15 protein-coding genes and 1 pseudogene are annotated in these 16,368 nt (G+C 66.6%); 4 read left to right on the top strand and 12 right to left on the bottom strand.

The features are described from left to right. Positions 1–4 precede the first annotated feature (4 nt). Positions 5–1,540 (top strand): alpha-(1->6)-mannopyranosyltransferase A, encoded by a 1,536-nt coding sequence (locus MYXE_RS10445; RefSeq protein ID WP_085194456.1) that lies wholly within the window; start codon positions 5–7, stop codon positions 1,538–1,540. Here the strand turns inward: MYXE_RS10445 and MYXE_RS10440 are convergent. Further along, complete coding sequence (locus MYXE_RS10440; protein ID WP_003918735.1) at positions 1,527–1,931, bottom strand: Rv2175c family DNA-binding protein; 405 nt, start codon at positions 1,929–1,931, stop codon at positions 1,527–1,529. The genes MYXE_RS10445 and MYXE_RS10440 overlap by 14 nt on opposite strands. Positions 1,932–2,010: 79 nt before the next feature. On the opposite strand from MYXE_RS10440, the gene MYXE_RS10435 reads away from it, so the two are divergent. Continuing rightward, a complete protein-coding gene (locus tag MYXE_RS10435; protein WP_003918736.1) occupies positions 2,011–3,189 on the top strand; it encodes a protein kinase domain-containing protein in 1,179 nt (392 codons plus the stop codon). An 85-nt stretch (positions 3,190–3,274) separates the two neighbouring features. Here the strand turns inward: MYXE_RS10435 and MYXE_RS10430 are convergent, their stop codons facing one another. The 3 genes from MYXE_RS10430 to MYXE_RS10420 form a co-directional block, all read right to left on the bottom strand. Continuing rightward, positions 3,275–4,663 (bottom strand): class II 3-deoxy-7-phosphoheptulonate synthase, encoded by a 1,389-nt coding sequence (locus MYXE_RS10430; RefSeq protein ID WP_003918737.1) that lies wholly within the window; start codon positions 4,661–4,663, stop codon positions 3,275–3,277. A gap of 63 nt (positions 4,664–4,726) precedes the next feature. Beyond that, on the bottom strand, positions 4,727–5,236 hold the full coding sequence (locus MYXE_RS10425) for a polyadenylate-specific 3'-exoribonuclease AS (protein WP_003918738.1): 510 nt from the start codon (positions 5,234–5,236) through the stop codon (positions 4,727–4,729). A 9-nt stretch (positions 5,237–5,245) separates the two neighbouring features. Then, entirely contained in the window at positions 5,246–6,127 is an 882-nt protein-coding gene (locus tag MYXE_RS10420; protein ID WP_085194454.1) for a hypothetical protein, read from the bottom strand. Between the two features lie 84 nt (positions 6,128–6,211). Here MYXE_RS10420 and MYXE_RS10415 point away from each other — a divergent pair. Continuing rightward, positions 6,212–7,512 (top strand): annotated as a pseudogene (locus MYXE_RS10415) (glycosyltransferase 87 family protein). 21 nt (positions 7,513–7,533) lie between these two features. Here the strand turns inward: MYXE_RS10415 and MYXE_RS10410 are convergent. From MYXE_RS10410 to MYXE_RS10390, 5 genes are all read right to left on the bottom strand, one after another. Next, the gene (locus tag MYXE_RS10410; RefSeq protein ID WP_003918741.1) at positions 7,534–8,271 is read right to left on the bottom strand and encodes a lysophospholipid acyltransferase family protein; all 738 of its coding nucleotides are present in this window, start codon (positions 8,269–8,271) and stop codon (positions 7,534–7,536) included. An 87-nt stretch (positions 8,272–8,358) separates the two neighbouring features. After that, entirely contained in the window at positions 8,359–8,736 is a 378-nt protein-coding gene (locus MYXE_RS10405; protein ID WP_003918742.1) for a hypothetical protein, read from the bottom strand. 45 nt (positions 8,737–8,781) lie between these two features. Then, positions 8,782–10,044, bottom strand: a complete 1,263-nt coding sequence (locus MYXE_RS10400; protein ID WP_112649951.1) for an ArsA family ATPase — start codon at positions 10,042–10,044, stop codon at positions 8,782–8,784. Then, entirely contained in the window at positions 10,037–10,474 is a 438-nt protein-coding gene (locus tag MYXE_RS10395; protein ID WP_003918744.1) for an SRPBCC family protein, read from the bottom strand. Before MYXE_RS10395 ends, MYXE_RS10400 begins: the two co-directional genes overlap by 8 nt. Positions 10,475–10,582: 108 nt before the next feature. Beyond that, complete coding sequence (locus MYXE_RS10390; RefSeq protein ID WP_003918745.1) at positions 10,583–10,972, bottom strand: SRPBCC family protein; 390 nt, start codon at positions 10,970–10,972, stop codon at positions 10,583–10,585. Between the two features lie 416 nt (positions 10,973–11,388). On the opposite strand from MYXE_RS10390, the gene MYXE_RS10380 reads away from it, so the two are divergent. Next, positions 11,389–13,188, top strand: coding sequence for an AMP-dependent synthetase/ligase (locus tag MYXE_RS10380; RefSeq protein WP_085194506.1), 1,800 nt, complete (start codon positions 11,389–11,391; stop codon positions 13,186–13,188). A 67-nt stretch (positions 13,189–13,255) separates the two neighbouring features. Here MYXE_RS10380 and pimB read toward each other — a convergent pair whose 3' ends face one another. The 3 genes from pimB to ripC form a co-directional block, all read right to left on the bottom strand. Then, positions 13,256–14,392, bottom strand: coding sequence for a GDP-mannose-dependent alpha-(1-6)-phosphatidylinositol monomannoside mannosyltransferase (gene pimB / locus MYXE_RS10375; protein WP_003918747.1), 1,137 nt, complete (start codon positions 14,390–14,392; stop codon positions 13,256–13,258). Positions 14,393–14,401: 9 nt separating this feature from the next. Beyond that, positions 14,402–15,172, bottom strand: coding sequence for a hypothetical protein (locus tag MYXE_RS10370; RefSeq protein WP_003918748.1), 771 nt, complete (start codon positions 15,170–15,172; stop codon positions 14,402–14,404). 95 nt (positions 15,173–15,267) lie between these two features. After that, positions 15,268–16,368: a peptidoglycan hydrolase RipC gene (ripC, locus tag MYXE_RS10365; protein WP_112650028.1), complete on the bottom strand. Its 1,101-nt coding sequence runs from the start codon at positions 16,366–16,368 to the stop codon at positions 15,268–15,270.

The following is a 16,368-nucleotide window of genomic DNA, read 5'->3' as shown; positions in this document are numbered from 1 at the left end:
AACTATGTCTACCCCGACGCCGACACCAACGAGCAGATCGGGCTCTTTTGCAGGCCAACATCTTTCGCGGCTGCGCGAGTTCGCTTCCGCTTCGGAGGCCCGGCCGGCACTGCTGGGTTTCGTGGGTGCTGCCCTGATCACGGCAGGCGGGCTCGGAGCCGGCAGCACGAAGCCGCATGACCCGTTGCTGGAGTCGATGCACATGTCGTGGTTGCGATTCGGGCATGGGCTGGTGCTCTCGTCGATCGTGTTGTGGCTGGGCGTTGGCTTGATGCTGATCGCTTGGCTGTTACTGGGCAGGCGCGTGATCGCCGGAGCGGCAACCGAATACACTCTGGTGGCCACGACCGGGTTTTGGCTTGCGCCGCTGTTGCTGTCGGTGCCTGTGTTCAGCCGCGACACCTACTCTTATCTCGCCCAGGGCGCGTTGCTGCGCGACGGTCTGGACCCCTACGTGGTCGCTCCCGTCGACAACCCGAATCCGTTGCTGGACAACGTTAGTCCGATTTGGACAATCACCACAGCGCCGTACGGTCCGGCATTCATCCTCGTCGCGAAGTTCATCACGATGCTGGTCGGCAATCACGTGATCGCCGGAACCATGCTGTTGCGATTGTGCATGCTGCCCGGACTGGCATTGCTGATTTGGGCCACACCACGCATCGCGCGTCATCTCGGCGCGGATGCGCCTGCAGCGCTGTGGATCTGCGTGCTCAACCCGCTGGTGATCATCCATCTGATGGGTGGCGTACACAACGAGATGCTGATGGTCGGCCTGATGACCGCTGGTATCGCGCTGACCTTCCAGCGCCACCCTGTCGCCGGTATCACCGTGGTGGTGGTCGCCGTCGCGGTCAAGGCGACCGCCGGGATAGCGCTGCCGTTTTTGGTGTGGGTGTGGACACGCCACTTGAGCGAGCGGCGGGGCTGGCGGCCGCCGCGGGCCTTCCTGGCGGCGACCGCGATGTCGGTGCTGATCTTCGTCGCGGTATTTGCGGTGTTGTCGGCCGTGGCCGGGGTGAGCCTGGGATGGCTGAGCGCGCTTGCCGGTTCGGTGAAGATCATCAACTGGCTGACCGTACCCACAGCGGTCGCGAACCTGGTCCACGCGCTCGGCGGATGGTTCTTCCCGGTGAACTTCTATGCCGTGCTGCACGTCACCCGCATTGCCGGGATCGTGATCATCGCGGTGTCGCTGCCGCTGATTTGGTGGCGATTCCGTCACGACGACCGCGAGACGTTGACCGGGATCGCGTGGGCCATGCTGGTGGTGGTGTTGTTCGTGCCGGCCGCGTTGCCGTGGTACTACTCCTGGCCGCTGGCGGTGGCGGCCCCGCTGGCCCAGTCACGGACGGCGATCGCCGCGATCGCGGCGTTCTCGACGTGGATCATGGTGATCTTCAGGCCAGACGGCGCGCACGGCATGTATTCGTGGCTGCATGTGTCGCTGGCGACGACCTGCGCGCTGGTCGCCTGGTGTGCGCTATATCGGGCGCCGCAACGGGACAGCAAGAAGGCCGAAAATCTTAGTACGCCATAGCTTGTGCGCGGCGCACCACTTCGCGGGCCTGGTGGGCGTGCAGCGCGTCGACCGGGCGGGCATTGGGCACCGCGTCGCGCGTTCCGTCGTGGGTGATGGTCAGCGACGGGTCGGGGGTGAACAGCCAGCGCATGATTTCGGTGTCGCGAAAGCCACCGTCGTGCAACACCATCAGCAACCCCGGCAGGCTCTTGACCACCTCGCCGGAGTCGGTGAAAAAGATCCTCGGCACCACCACGTCACCGTGGCGGCGCACCGCGATCAGGTGGCCTTCACGCAGCTGCTGGTGAACCCTGCTGAGGGGCACGCCGAGTAACTCGGCGACCCGGGGCAGATCGTACGTGGGTTCGTCGGGATCGAGAACGTCGTCGCCAGCCGGAATACTGCTCACCGCGTCAAGTCTAGAGCTGATAGCGGCGCGCTGCGGGCACGTTCCACACCGACACCCCGCCGGCACCTACGATGGCCCCGTGGCCGCGGCTATCTCGGGGAATGCGCTGGACAACGCGCTACTCGACGGCCGCTACCGCGTACAGGCCAAGATCGCCAGCGGCGGCACCTCCACGGTGTACCGGGGCCTCGACGAACGTCTGGACCGTCCGGTCGCACTGAAGGTGATGGACGCTCGCTACGCCGGTGATCAGCAGTTCCTGACCCGCTTTCGGCTGGAGGCCCGCGCGGTCGCGCGGCTCAAGCACCCCGGCCTGGTCGCGGTCTACGACCAGGGCCTCGACGCCCGCCACCCCTTCCTCGTGATGGAGCTCATCGAGGGCGGCACACTGCGCGAGCTGCTGGTCGAGCGCGGACCGATGCCGCCGCACGCGGTGGTCGCGGTGCTGCGGCCGGTGCTGGGTGGGCTGGCTGTCGCGCATCGCGCCGGCCTGGTGCATCGTGACGTCAAGCCGGAAAACGTCCTGATTTCCGACGACGGCGAGGTCAAGATCGCCGACTTCGGGTTGGTGCGCGCTGTGGCGGCCGCCAAAATCACCTCGGCCAGCGTCATTCTGGGGACCGCTGCCTACCTCTCCCCCGAGCAGGTCCGCGACGGCGACGCCACGGCGAGCAGCGACGTCTACGCGGTCGGAATCCTGGTTTACGAGATGCTGACCGGCCGCACACCGTTCTCCGGCGATTCGCCACTAGCAGTGGCCTACCAGCGTTTGGATGCCGATGTGCCGCGGCCCAGCACCGCCATCGACGGTGTTCCCCCGCAATTCGACGAGTTGGTAGCACGCGCAACGGCCCGCGACCCCGCTGACCGCTATGCCGACGCTTTGCAGCTGGGCGCGGAGCTGGATGCGATCGCCGCTGAGTTGGCGCTGCCGGAATTCCGGGTACCGGCACCTCGCAACTCCGCGCAACACCGGTCAGCCGCCTTGTACCACAGCCAAATTCAGCAAGAGCAGGTCGGAGGCCACACACGTCAGACTACTCGGAAACTGACTCGCGAAATGCCCGCTGACGAGGATCCCGTTGATTACCAAGCGGTCTCAGGCCAATTCGCCGGAATCGAGCTCAGCGAATTTGCCCTGGCTCGCCAGCACGCTCAGCGGATGGTGCTGGTCTGGCTGGCTATTGTGCTGGCTGTCACCGGGCTGGTCGCCGCGGCGGCGTGGACGATCGGCAGTAATCTGAACGGCCTGCTCTAGGATAGGCCTGACGAGCAGACGCGAAAGCTCCCAAAATAGTTGGTATTTCGGGCCTTTGGCGACCGCTCGTCAGTTGCTCGAGTTGCTAGTCGCGCAACATCTCGGCGACCAGAAATGCCAACTCCAACGATTGCTGAGTATTCAGCCGCGGGTCACATGCGGTCTCGTAACGGCCCGCCAGGTCGGAGTCGGAGATGTCCTGGGCACCGCCCAGGCACTCGGTAACGTCTTCGCCGGTGATCTCGACGTGGATGCCACCCGGGTGGGTGCCCAACGCCCGGTGCACCTCGAAGAAGCCCTGAACCTCGTCGACGATGCGGTCGAAGTGGCGGGTTTTGTAGCCGGTCGACGACTCGTGGGTGTTGCCGTGCATCGGGTCGCATTGCCAAATCACCTGATGACCTGTGGCTTCGACCTTTTCGATGATTGGCGGCAGCAGGTCGCGGACCTTGTTGTTGCCCAGTCGGCTCACCAACGTCAGCCGGCCCGGCTTGTTGTGCGGGTCGAGCCGCTCGACGTATTCGACGGCCAGCTCCGGAGTCATTGTGGGGCCGATCTTGACGCCGATCGGGTTGGCGATCACTTCGGCGAACGCGATATGCGCCCCGTCAAGCTGGCGGGTCCGTTCCCCGACCCAAAGATAGTGCGCCGAAAGGTCATAGAGCTTCGGCTCGCCGTCGGGCTCCCCGGAGAGCCGCAGCATCGCGCGTTCGTAGTCAAGCACCAGCGCCTCATGGCTGGCGTAAATTTCCGCGGTCTGCAGGTTGCGGTCGGCCACGCCGCAGGCGCTCATGAACGCCAACCCGCGGTCAATCTCGGATGCCAGCGCTTCGTACCGTGCACCGGCCGGCGACGTGCGCACGAATTCCCGGTTCCAGTCCAGCACCCGGTTCAGCGACGCCAGCCCCGACGACGTCAACGCCCGCACCAGGTTCATCGCCGCGCTGGCGTTGGCGTAGGCCCGCACCAGCCGCGACGGGTCGTGCTCCCGGGCTGTCGCATCCGGGGCGAACCCGTTGATCATGTCGCCGCGGTAGGACCGCAGACCCAGCGCGTCGACGTCGGCGGAGCGCGGCTTGGCGTATTGGCCCGCGATCCTGGCCACCTTGACCACCGGCATGCTGGCGCCGTAGGTCAGCACGACCGCCATCTGTAGCAGGGTGCGGATATTGCCGCGGATATGCGGTTCGGTGTTGTCGGTGAACGTCTCCGCGCAGTCACCGCCCTGCAGGAAAAAGGCTTCGCCGCGCGCAACCTGGGCGAGCAGCTCTTGGAGCCGCACGATCTCGGACGGCACCGTCACCGGCGGCACGCTTTCCAGGACCGTGCGCATCGCCTTGGCTTGGTCGGCCGGCCAGGTGGGCTGCTGGGCGGCCGGTTTCGCCAATGCAGCGTCCAGCCGGGCCCGCAGCTCCGGCGGCAGCGGCGGCAGCGCCGGCAACTGGTCTATCGGGATGTCGACGGTCCAGTTCATCCGTACATGGTAACTGGGCACGATGGCCGCCCGACCGGCTAACGCGCTCCGGGCCAGGCCCGGTCAGTCGGCGGCGGCTTGCGCGCGGGGGTTGCCCGCCGCAGCGATTAGCCGGAACCGCCGAAGCTGGTCGCGGGCATCGACCAGCGCGTCGTGGGTGTCGGCGGGGCGGCGCGGCATCCGCGGAGACCCGCGGTCTTCCCAGAACTGGCGCAGCTCCCGGGTAAACCGCGGCATCGCCGCCGGCAGCTGCGTCATCGGACCCCACAGCTGACACAGCGCCACGTGGTCGTACGCGCCGACCCAGGCCCACAACTCGATCGGCTCGCCGTCATTGATTCGGAAGAATTTCTCCAGGTCAATGCGGATCTGTGAACGCGAGCGCCACAGCTGCGACGCGGGCGGCGGAAGCTTGGGAAGCACGTGCGTGCGCACCCAGCTGCCTGCGCGGGCGGCGTCAAACTCGGTGGACACGGCGTAGTATTCGCGGCCATCTTCGGCCGCCACCCCGATCGAGATCAGGTCGATGGTGCGGCCGTCCTCGATGAATTCCGTGTCGTAGAAATACCGCACGGCCGGAGCCTAACTGCCGCCACTGTGGGCTGCGACGGCGCGCTGGATGCCGTCGGGCGGCGGCGGCGCGGCGTGGACTTCGCGGTCGAGTTCCGCGTCGACCATCCGCTCGTCGGGAAGCCGCGGCGCACCGGCCACCATGTTCTGCAGCCACAGCTTGGCCCCGATTACGGGCCGGCGCAGGTTGCGCTCCCGCTCCAGCGCCCGCCGCATCTTGTCAAGCTGGGTGTTGTATCGCCAACGGGCCCACGGAGCATGTGGACGAGACAACCGGATCGCCCCGACGACCAGCAGCGCGACGAAGAACATGCCGATCAGGCCCGTCCACACCTTGCCCTTGAGCAACACCACCACGGCCAGCGGCGGTGTGAGCACCAGACCCGCGATAACCGCGGCGTGCATCAGCGGCGAGTGCGTGTCCTGCCAGGCGGCCAGAAAGAACATCAGCGGATGCAAGCCGAGCACCAGCAGTCCGCCCACCGCCACCGCGGCGAACACCGCATCGACCGAGGTGCGGCCGTCTTCTTCCCAGTACACGTCCGACAGATGCAGGATCAATGCGTACTCATCGAGAACCAAGGCCGCACCGATACCGAAAAACGTTGCTGCTAAGGTAATTTCGAGTTGATTCCCGGTGATGGACAACGTTACCAGCGTCACACCGGAGATCATCACCAGCACGACCCCGACGACCACATGGTGGATGTGGACGGACCCGATGTAGAGGTTGCGGGGTTGCCACCATTTGGCGGGCAGCCCAGCATCGGCGCGATGACGGATGTAGCGCACGAAGCTGCGCGTCACGGCGAAAGTCAGGATGAACGCGACAAGGCAGCACAGCAACGGCAAGCGACCGCGGTCGATGATGTCGTGTTGCAACCATTCGAGCACCTAAAAAACGTACGCCCACAGCGCGCCCAGCGCCGCTAACCATGCCGCTTTGGTGCCACCCTCACCGATAGGGTGTTCTCCGACATGAGCGAACAGCGGTCGCCCGACATGGGCGCGGGGCGCGGACGGGCAGCCATCGGGTGGATCGCCGTGTGGTGTGTACTCCCGCTGCTGGTCGTCGCGGCGATGTGCTACGCGGGTTGGGGGCTGCTGGGACACATCCCGTACCGCATCGACATCGACGTCTATCAGATGGGCGCGCGAGCATGGCTGGACAACCGCCCGCTCTACAAAGACGTTTTGTTCCACACCCCCATCGGGCTGAACCTGCCGTTCACCTATCCGCCGCTAGCAGCCATCGTGTTCTGCCCGTTCGCCTGGTTACGGATGCCGGCGGCCAGCGTGGCGATCACCTGCACGACCTTGGTGCTGCTCGTCGTCTCGATCATGATCGTCTTGACCCGCCTGGAGGTGTGGACCTTTTCCCGCCTGCTGCCCGGACCAGCCTGGTGGCGGCGATGGTGGCTGGCGCTGGCCGTGGTGGCGGCCGCGGCGATCTGGCTGGAGCCGATCAAATCGAACTTCGCCTACGGTCAGATCAACGTCGTGCTGATGACGCTGGTGATCGCCGACTGCCTGCCGCGCCGTACCCGCTGGCCGCGCGGCGTGCTGCTGGGATTGGGCATCGCGCTGAAACTCACGCCTGCGGTGTTTCTGCTCTATTTCGCGCTGCGGCGCGACGGACGCGCGACGCTGACGGCGCTGGGCTCTTTTGTGGCGGCGACCCTGGCGGCTTCGTGCTGGCCTGGGCCGACTCCTGGGAGTACTGGACCAACACGGTGCGCAATACCGACCGGATCGGCGCGGCCACGCTGAACACCAACCAGAACATCGCTGGCGCGCTGGCGCGGTCCGGCCTGGGTGAGCGGGAACGATTCGTGCTGTGGGTGTTTGGGTGCCTTCTTGTGCTCGCCGTGACGGTATGGGCGACGCGGCGTGTCTTGCGCGCCGGTGAGCCGGCCCTGGCGGTCATCTGCGTCGCGCTTTTCGGGTTGGTGGTCTCCCCGGTGTCGTGGTCACACCACTGGGTGTGGATACTGCCGGCGATCCTGGTCACCGCGGTGCTGGCCTGGCGCCGGCGCAGTGCGGCTGTTGCTGCGGTCAGTTGTGCCGGGGCGGCCCTGTCGGTGTGGACGCCGATCGACCTCATGCCCAAGCACCACGAAACGACTGCTGCGTGGTGGCGTCAACTACTCGGCGCGTCCTACGTGTGGTGGGCGCTGGCGGCAATTGTCACGGCCGGAATCACCATCACCGCTGCTCGCACCACAGCGGTCGACGCGCCGACCGCAGCCCGCCGGACCGCTGCGTCGGTGGTTGGCTGAATAGTCCGCGGACGTGCCGGATCAGCCGGCCGCAGTTTCCGGAATCCGGGCGGGCGTCTCGCTGTCCGAGCCGGACTCGTCGGCGGTGTGGCCGTTCTTGACGGTGGCCGCGTAGATGTCGACGTATTCCTGACCCGACAGCCGCATCAATTCGTACATCACCTCGTCGGTGACGGCTCGTTCGATGAAGAGGTTGCCAGCCAGCCCTTCGAAACGGGAAAAATCCATCGGCTTGCCAAACCGAACGGTCACCTTGGCGAACCGCCACATCTTGCTGCCGGGCGGGTTCACCTTGTCGGTGCCGATCATCGCCACCGGGATCACCGGAACGCCGGTGTGCAACGCCAGCCGGGCCAGCCCGGTCTTGCCCTTGTACAGCCGACCGTCAGGCGAGCGGGTGCCCTCCGGGTACATGCCAAGTAACTTCCCCTCGTTGAGCAGGCGCTCCGCCGTTTCCAGTGCCGCCTGTGCCGCGTCACCACTGGAACGGTCGATCGGCACCTGCCCAGTGGTGCTGTAAAACCACCGAATAAACCAGCCTTTCAGCCCAGTGCCGGTGAAGTATTCCCGCTTGGCCAGGAAGGTGATCCGACGCCGCACCACCAGCGGCAGGTAGAAGCTGTCCGCGACAGCGAGATGGTTACTGGCTAGGATCGCGGGCCCCGTGCGCGGAACGCTTTCCAGCCCTTCGACTTTCGGTCGACCAAGGAGTGCAAGCAGCGGGCCCATGAAGATGTACTTGAATAGCCAGTACCACATGGACCCTCCCTCGCACCCACACCTGTCGGTGTTCTGCGCCAACTGTACCCACCCAGGGTGGATGCGACCACTAACAGCGGGCGACAGCTATTCCTCGACGGTGACCGGGATGGGCTGGTAGCGACTCGGCGCCGACGCGTCGGCCGCCGCGGTTGCGCCGCCACCGGGCGGCCCCTCCGGGCTCGGCGGCGGCGCGGAGCGGTCCATGTCGTCGATGATGGCGCGGATCACCGCCAGTAGCGCGACGCTGTGGTCAGCTATGACGGTCAGCAAGGGGTGCTGATCACCGGTCACCAGCGCTGCCAGCGCACACACCGGGCACCACACTTGCTGACACTTACCGGTGCCGACTCCGTCGCCCGAGGCGCGCGCGGCTGCTGCGCGCACGGCGGGGTCGATGCCGTCCAGAATGGTCTGCGCCAGTTTGCGCAATTCTGGACCAATGTCGGGATGAACACCGGTCACAAGCGCCGCTCCTCCCCATTCGCATCGCTTAAGCATCGTCACCGGTCATGCTGGCCACACGTCCGGATCGGGCCGAAACCGCACCGTCAGCTCGTTGCCTCGAAGGTGGGCGTCCAACACCGTGCACCGCCGCAACACCGACGCCAACCGGACTCGGCGCCGCATTCCGCCGACACCGATGATCAGGTCGTCGTCAACGCGGCCCAAGGTGAGCGCGCCAGGATCGAGTTGGGGCAACTCTAACCGCAATCGGTACACCGAGTGCAGTCCCGATCCCGATTCGAGGTCCACGGTGGGACGCAACGGCCCAGGCGGCGCCGACCCGTCACGACGCCGGACACTCTCGAGCAACTCGCCCAGCGCCTTGGGGCCAATCGGTTCACCGGGCAGGTGCGGAGCCAGTACCAGCGCCACGTCACCGATAGCGGCGTCGAGCTCGTCGAGGACAGCTTGCTGCTCGCTGATGCGCTCGGCGTACCAGGCGAAAGCGGGATGCTCGGGCAAGTTGCGGTACTCGTACGAATCGTCTTGCACCAAAATCTGGTTCACGATCAACTCACGGACGCGCACACCCATCAGCGACAGTGAGCCGAGTGTGCGGACCGCTTCGGCCGCCACCACACGTTCCGCGGTCAGCACCAGATGCGCACCGACCACGTCACTATCGGTCAGCAGCAAGCTGAGCCGCTCAACGCTGGCGCTGATGCGCTCAAGCAGTTCCACCAGTGCGGCCGAGCGGGTGTCGCCCGCGGTGATCGCAAGCCTGCGATGACGCGGCCAGGCGCGTTCCACGTACAGCCCGAACGCGGAGGGCAGGGTGAGCATGCGTAACGCGTCGGCGGTGGAGGCACAGTCGACCACAATGTGATCCCACTGCCCGGCCGCCGCCAGTTCGCCCACCTCGTGCAGGCCCAGCACTTCCTGGACGCCCGGAAGTGCGGAGAGTTCTTCGGGCGCGATGGTGCCCAATTCCGAGTCCGGAAACCGCCGACCCAGCGCGCCAACCACATCGCGCCAACGGGCCTCCAGCAACGCCAGCGTGTCCAGTGCCAACGCGTCAAGGAAGCGGCCGCCAACGTCGGCGTCATCGGCGAGCACCCGAACCGGCTCGCGCCGACCCGTCGGCGGGACGGCGACGCCCAGCACGTCGCCGAGCGAGTGCGCTTGGTCGGTAGACACGACCAGTACCCGCTGACCGGCGCAGGCGTCCCGCACAGCGGTGGCGGCCGCCAGGGTTGACTTTCCTACCCCACCCTTGCCGACGAAGAGACTGATTCGGGCCAGGGCAGGCGCTGCAGACTCACTCAGCCTCGACTCGTTTCTTCAGGTCCTTCAACGCGGTATCGGTCAGCCTGCGCTCAGCCTTGCGCTTGAGCAAGCCGATCATCGGGACAGCCAAATCGACCGTGAGCTCGTAGGTGACATCAGTGCCAGATCCGTTGGGCGCCAGACGGTATGCGCCGTCGAGCGATTTGAGCAGCGAACTCGACACCAGCGACCAGCGGACCGAGCCGCGGTCTTTGGGCCAGTCGTAGGAGAACACCAGGGTGTCTTTGAGCACGGCCGCATCCATCACGAAACGCGCCACCTTCGGGTAGCCCTCGGCGTCGGTTTCCAGTATTTCGGCCTCTTTGTACTCCGAAACCCACTCGGGATAGGAGCCGATGTCGGCGATGACATCCATCACTGTGCGTGGATCCGCATCGATGTAGATGGTCTGCGTCGTCTTCTCCGCCACCTGATTGCTTCCTTCTCCCGTCAGTGAGCGCGGGCCTCACCTACAGCAGTCCGGCGGGAGACCTTCTGCCCCTTCGGCAGAAACGGTACTCCCGCGACTACGACCGGGCTAAGCCACCGGAGAAACCCCGATGGGCCGGGACCGCTCTACGGCGGCCTTTACTTCAAAGGCCATCTTCTTGCCGGCGACCCGCCTGCGGTGGGTCATACGGGCCAGGTTCATCCGAGCCAATTGCCAGGCAGAGACACCCGAGGGCTCAGCATGCAGGAAATAATGCAGCAACACCCCGTCCAGCGACGGTTCTAGCCAGATCTCCATCGTGCCGCTGAGCGCCCCGGTCACTGCCCATCTGATTCCTTTGTCGCCACGATCCTCAACGACCTCCAGACGCAAGTCAGGCCACCAACGCCGCCAGCTGGCCGGATCGGCGATCGCGCGCCCGACCCGTGCGGCCTCGGCAGCCACAAACGTCTCGTCGGCGACTTGGATGCTGTGCACCATTCCAGCTTCACACAGCAGCGCCGACGCCCACCAGACCTGGGCTGCGCACGCACGGCGTTCCGCGTCGCATGCGGTTGTGCATGTGGCGACCCGCCGCGCCCGGCTCCGCCGCGCTTGCGATCGCCACTAGACCTACAGTGGCGACCCGCCGCGCCCGGCTCCGCCGCGCTTGCGATCGCCACTAGACCTACGGTGGCGACCCGCCGCGCCCGGCTCCGCCGCGCTTGCGATCGCCACTAGACCTACGGTGGCGACCCGCCGCGCCCGGCTCCGCCGCGCTTGCGATCGCCACTAGACCTACGGTGGCGACCCGCCGCGCCCGGCTCCGCCGCGCTTGCGATCGCCACTAGGCTGGGTGGCATCGAACCGGCGTGGCCGGACACGTCATGCGAGGTCAAAGCGAGGTCAAAAGAGTGCGTGAGTTCAGTGTTCCCGCCCCATTTACCGTCGGCGAACACGACAGCATCGTGGCGTCAATCTTTGAACACGAGCGTGACGACCCCGATTACGTAATCTTCCAGCGGCTGGTCGACGGCGCTTGGACAGATGTCACCTGTTCCGCTGTCGCAACCCAAATCCGTTCTGCTGCGAGCGGTTTGATAGCACTAGGAGTGAAGCCTGGCGATCGGGTAGCCATCTTTTCGGCCACCCGCTACGAGTGGGCGATCCTTGATTTCGCGATCCTGTCCGTCGGCGCTGTCACCGTTCCGATCTATGAAACGTCGTCGGCCGAGCAGGTGCGCTGGGTGCTGCAGGACTCCGAGGCAGTGCTGGCCTTCGCGGAAACCGACGCGCACGCAGCGATGGTCACCGAGCTCACCGGACAGCTGCCGGCATTGCGTCGGGTGCTGCACATCGACGGCTCGGGCCGCAAGGCGCTCGACCAACTCGCGGAGGAAGGCGCCTCGGTCGACCCTGATGAAGTTTCCAGTCGGGTCGCGGCGTTGCGCAGCGCCGACCCGGCGACGCTGATCTACACCTCAGGAACTACTGGGCGGCCCAAGGGTTGCCAACTCACCCATTCCAACCTCGTCTATGAGACCCGCGGCGCCAAAGAAGTCCTGCCCACACTGCTGACCAAGGGCGAGCGGCTGCTGGTCTTTTTGCCCCTGGCTCACGTGCTCGCCCGTGCCATCACGATGGCCGCGTTCGTCAATAAGGTCACGGTCGGTTTTACCAGCGACATCAAGAATCTCGTGCCGATGTTCGGGGTGTTCAAACCGACGATCGTGGTCTCGGTGCCGCGGGTCTTCGAGAAGGTGTACAACACCGCTGCACAAAATGCCGCCAACGAAGGCAAGGGACGGATTTTCGACATCGCCGCTCAGACTGCCATCGACTGGAGTGAGGCCCAGGACCGCGGCGGAGCGGGCCTGCTGCTACGGGCCAAACATGCGGTATTCGATCGGCTGGTGTATCACAAGTTGCGTGCGGCGCTGGGCGGCGACTGTCGGGCGTCCATCTCGGGCGGCGCCCCATTGGGCGCCCGGCTGGGCCACTTCTATCGTGGGGTCGGCCTGACGGTCTACGAGGGCTATGGATTGACCGAAACCAGTGCGGCCATCACCGTTAACCGGGTGGGCGACTTGAAGATCGGTACCGTCGGAAAACTGTTGCCCGGCAACAGTATGCGCATCGCCGACGACAACGAGCTGCTGGTTCGCGGCGGCGTCGTGTTCGGCGGCTACTGGCACAACGAGCAAGCCACCGCAGAATCATTCACCGACGGCTGGTTCAAAACCGGCGACCTCGGCGCCGTCGACGAAGACGGCTTTTTGACCATCACCGGCCGCAAGAAGGAGATCATCGTCACCGGGGGCGGTAAGAATGTCGCCCCCGCGATACTTGAGGACCAGTTGCGGGCTCATCCGTTGATCAGCCAGGCGATGGTCGTCGGCGACGCCAGGCCGTTCGTCGGGGCGTTGATCACCATCGACTCTGAGGCGTTCGAGGGCTGGAAACAGCGCAACAGCAAGGCCGCTGACATGTCGGTGGGTGACCTGGCCACCGATCCCGACTTGGTCGCCGAGGTGGACGCGGCAGTCAAACAAGCCAATTTGGCTGTCTCGCATGCCGAGTCGATCCGCAAGTTCCGCATTCTGCCGGTCGACTTCACCGAAGACACCGGTGAGCTGACCCCGACGATGAAGGTCAAACGGAAGGTGGTGACGGAGAAGTTCGCCTCCGACATCGAAGCCATCTACGCCACCTAGATCCGCGAGAAGCGTCAAGGTACCCAAAACTGGTGGCATTTGAGGGCTTTTGCGTCTGCGGCATCATTTAGCCCGCCAACAGCGCGGCCATGCGGGCAGCCAGCGTGTCCCATCGCCAGTTGGCCGTCACCCAGTCCCGCCCGGCAGCGCCCATCACGGCCGCCCGACCCGGATCGGCCAGGAGCCCACCAACCGCATCGGCAACCTTATCCACCGACCGACCGTCGACAATGAGCCCAGTTGTGTTGTGCTGCACCGTCTCCGGCGCTCCACCCGAGCACCCGGCAACCACCGGCACGCCGGTCGCGGACGCTTCCAGGAACACGATGCCCAGCCCTTCGACGTCCAGCCCGGCGCCGCGGGTGCGGCAGGGCATCGCGAACACGTCCGCCATCGCATGATGCGCGGGTAGCTCGGCGCCCGATACTGCGCCGGTGAAGACCACGTGCTCGGTCACCCGGTAGCGCTGGGCCAGACGCCGCAGCGCGGACAGGTAGGGACCGCCGCCGACGATGACCAGCGCCGCGCCGTCGACCCGCCGGCGGATCGACGGCAGCGCCCGGATCAGGACGTCCTGACCCTTGCGCGGGACCAGCCGCGACAGGCATACCACCGTGGGCCGTCGGCCCAGACCGTAGCGGGCCCGCAGTCTGGCACGACTGGCCGGGTCGGGCCGGAACCGGTCGGTGTCCACCCCGGGCGGCAGGTATTCCAGTGCGGCCGTGGGCCCGAACGCCGAGGCGAACCGGGCGCGCGTGTAGCGGCTGACGTACGTGACGACGTCGGTACTGTCGCCGATGCGCCGCAACACCGAGCGGGCCACCGGCAGCATCGACCAGCCCACCTCATGCCCGTGGGTGCTGGCCAGCACCCGAGTCGCCCCGGCCTGCCGAGCCCGATCCGCCAGCAGCGCTAGCGGCGCCGCCGCGCCGAACCACACGGTGTCGATGTCGTGCTCGGCGATCAGCCGGCGCATGCGGGTATCGACGGCCGGTCCGGGCAGCATCAACGTGCCCGGATGACGCACCACCCGATAGCCGGTCGCCCCTGCGTCGAAGGCGTCGGCGCCTTTCCACTGGGGCGCATACACCGTCACCGCGTGCGACCCGGTGCCGACGATCCTGCGCACGAGCTCCTCCAGGTAGGACTGAATGCCGCCACGCCGCGGCGGAAAATCGTTGGTCACCAGCAAGACCCGGGCCACCGGGAAAGGCTAGCCGGTAAGCCACCGCTGCCAGCGCGCAAGCAGGTCGGCGGGGTCACCGCGCAGCACCGTGCGCATCGCGGCGACGGCGTCGACATGTCCAGCGCCGCCGGCAGCGACATAGAGCCGACGCAGCGTCGCCGCCCCATATGCGTCGGCCACGAAGCGGGTGAACCACCACGCCCTGTCATAGGCCAGCGAGCGCTGTGGCCCGGGTGCGTCGAGGTCGGCGTCCGACGGCAACGTCGTGGCCAGTGCCGCAGCCCCCGCCGCCGACGTCGGTGGCCGCGCAACGAAGTCGGCCACCCCCTCGGTGAGCCAGCGCGGCGCGTCAAGCGCCGTGTCGGCGCGCGCCGCGTAGTGGAAAAGCTCGTGGCGCAATACGATTCGCAACGCCGCGTCGCTCATCGCGGCGGCGCCGGGCGCGAACACGATGCGCTGGCCGACCGCGACCCGGTGATCGGGGTCAACCCGGTCGGCAACGGTGACCGCCGCGATATCAGCCCATTGCGACCCGGTCCCGGCGCCGGCTGCGGCGACAAACTCCCGCTGCGAACCGGTTGCCACGACGGTGATTTCACGCGTCCACTGCTTTCCCCAAAACGCCTCCACGGCGTCGACGGCCGCGCCGATGCCAGCCGCGACGCGGCTCAAAAGCCGGTCGGTGTTCGAACCGCCACGGGCGACGAGTCGCACCGTGCGCTCGCCCGCGACGACGAGCGTCGAGACGGTGTCCCCGGCTGTGGCGGACGCCGGGTGGTCGCGGGGGGTGGCCACCACCGTTGCCGACAGGCTCAGTTCGACGACAAGTGCGCTCGCCAGTAACGCCGGCTGCCACCGGTGGCGAAACGACCAGGCCAGAGCGCTCAGGATTTTCAGTAGCGGCGCGCGTTGTAGATGGGGCCGGACGAGGTCATGGGGACCACCCGTACCGGCTGGCCATAGGTCGACGAATGGACCATCAGGCCGTCGCCGATGTATATGCCGGCATGGGACGCGTCGGAGTAGAAGGTCAGCACGTCACCGGGCTGCAGGTCCGACAGCGCGACCGGCTGCCCGCCGTGCGCCAGTGCCTGGCTGGAGTGCGGCAGCGGGATGCCGGCCTGCTGGAACGCCCACATCACCAGGCCGGAGCAGTCGAACCCGCCGGGCGCGGCGCCACCCCACGCGTAGGGCTGGCCGACCTGGGTGAGGGCCGCCTGCACCGCGATCGCCGCCGCGCCCTCGCCGGAACCGCCCGGCGGTAACGCGTCGGGCACGCCTGCTCCGGCTGCCCCGCCGGCCGGCGAACCACCCGGTGCCAATGCCTGCGGTGCGGTGGCGGCGGCCAATGCCGTCGGCGGCGGGGCCGGCCCGGGATCGGCCAGCGCGGCGCGCTGCCCCGGGGTCAGCGACTGATACTGCGACTTGACGACGGCGATCTGCAGCTGCAGCCGACTCTGCTTGGATTGCAGGCTGGCCCGCACCGCGGCGGCCTGCTCGGCGGCGGTCTTGGCGTCGGCCGCCGATTTGGCCGATGCCTGTTCGGCCTTAGCGGCAGCCTCTCCGGCCGCCCGATAGCTCGCCATCTGGGTCGCCATCTCGGTCGATATCACCCGCTGCACGGCCAGCTTGCTGATCAGCTGCTGCGGCGACTCGGCGGTCAGGATGGCCTCCATGCCGTCGGTGCGACCACCCATATACATCGCGGCAGCAAACTTGTTGACAGACGCCTGAAAGGTTGCCAGTCGTGCCTTCGCAGCCTCCAGGTCGGCCTGAGCGTCGGCGTGCTTTTTCTCGGCAGCGCGCTGCGCAGCCAGCTTTTCGTTCAGGTCGAGCTGGGCGCTGTGCATGGCCTCAGTGGTCTGCTCGGCCTGGCGCGACAGTTCATTGAGCTTCGCTAGCGCGTCATCTGAAGGGTCAGCCAGCACATTAGCGGAGAGAGCACCGGAGAGGGCGACGAAGCCGGCTATCACGCCGACGGCGGAGCGCTTGAT

The organism is Mycobacterium xenopi, from assembly GCF_009936235.1.
Taxonomy (GTDB): Bacteria; Actinomycetota; Actinomycetes; order Mycobacteriales; family Mycobacteriaceae; genus Mycobacterium; species Mycobacterium xenopi.
The sequence above is the reverse complement of the archived record's forward strand: the minus strand, read 5'-3'. Positions and strand labels throughout refer to the sequence as shown.

Bases quoted from the DNA above. Each gene is read 5' to 3' on its own strand.
- MYXE_RS10445 (WP_085194456.1), top strand. From the start codon at position 5: ATGTCTACCCCGACGCCGACACCAACGAGCAGATCGGGCTCTTTTGCA.
- MYXE_RS10430 (WP_003918737.1), bottom strand. From the start codon at position 4,663: ATGAACTGGACCGTCGACATCCCGATAGACCAGTTGCCGGCGCTGCCG.
- MYXE_RS10410 (WP_003918741.1), bottom strand. From the start codon at position 8,271: ATGTGGTACTGGCTATTCAAGTACATCTTCATGGGCCCGCTGCTTGCA.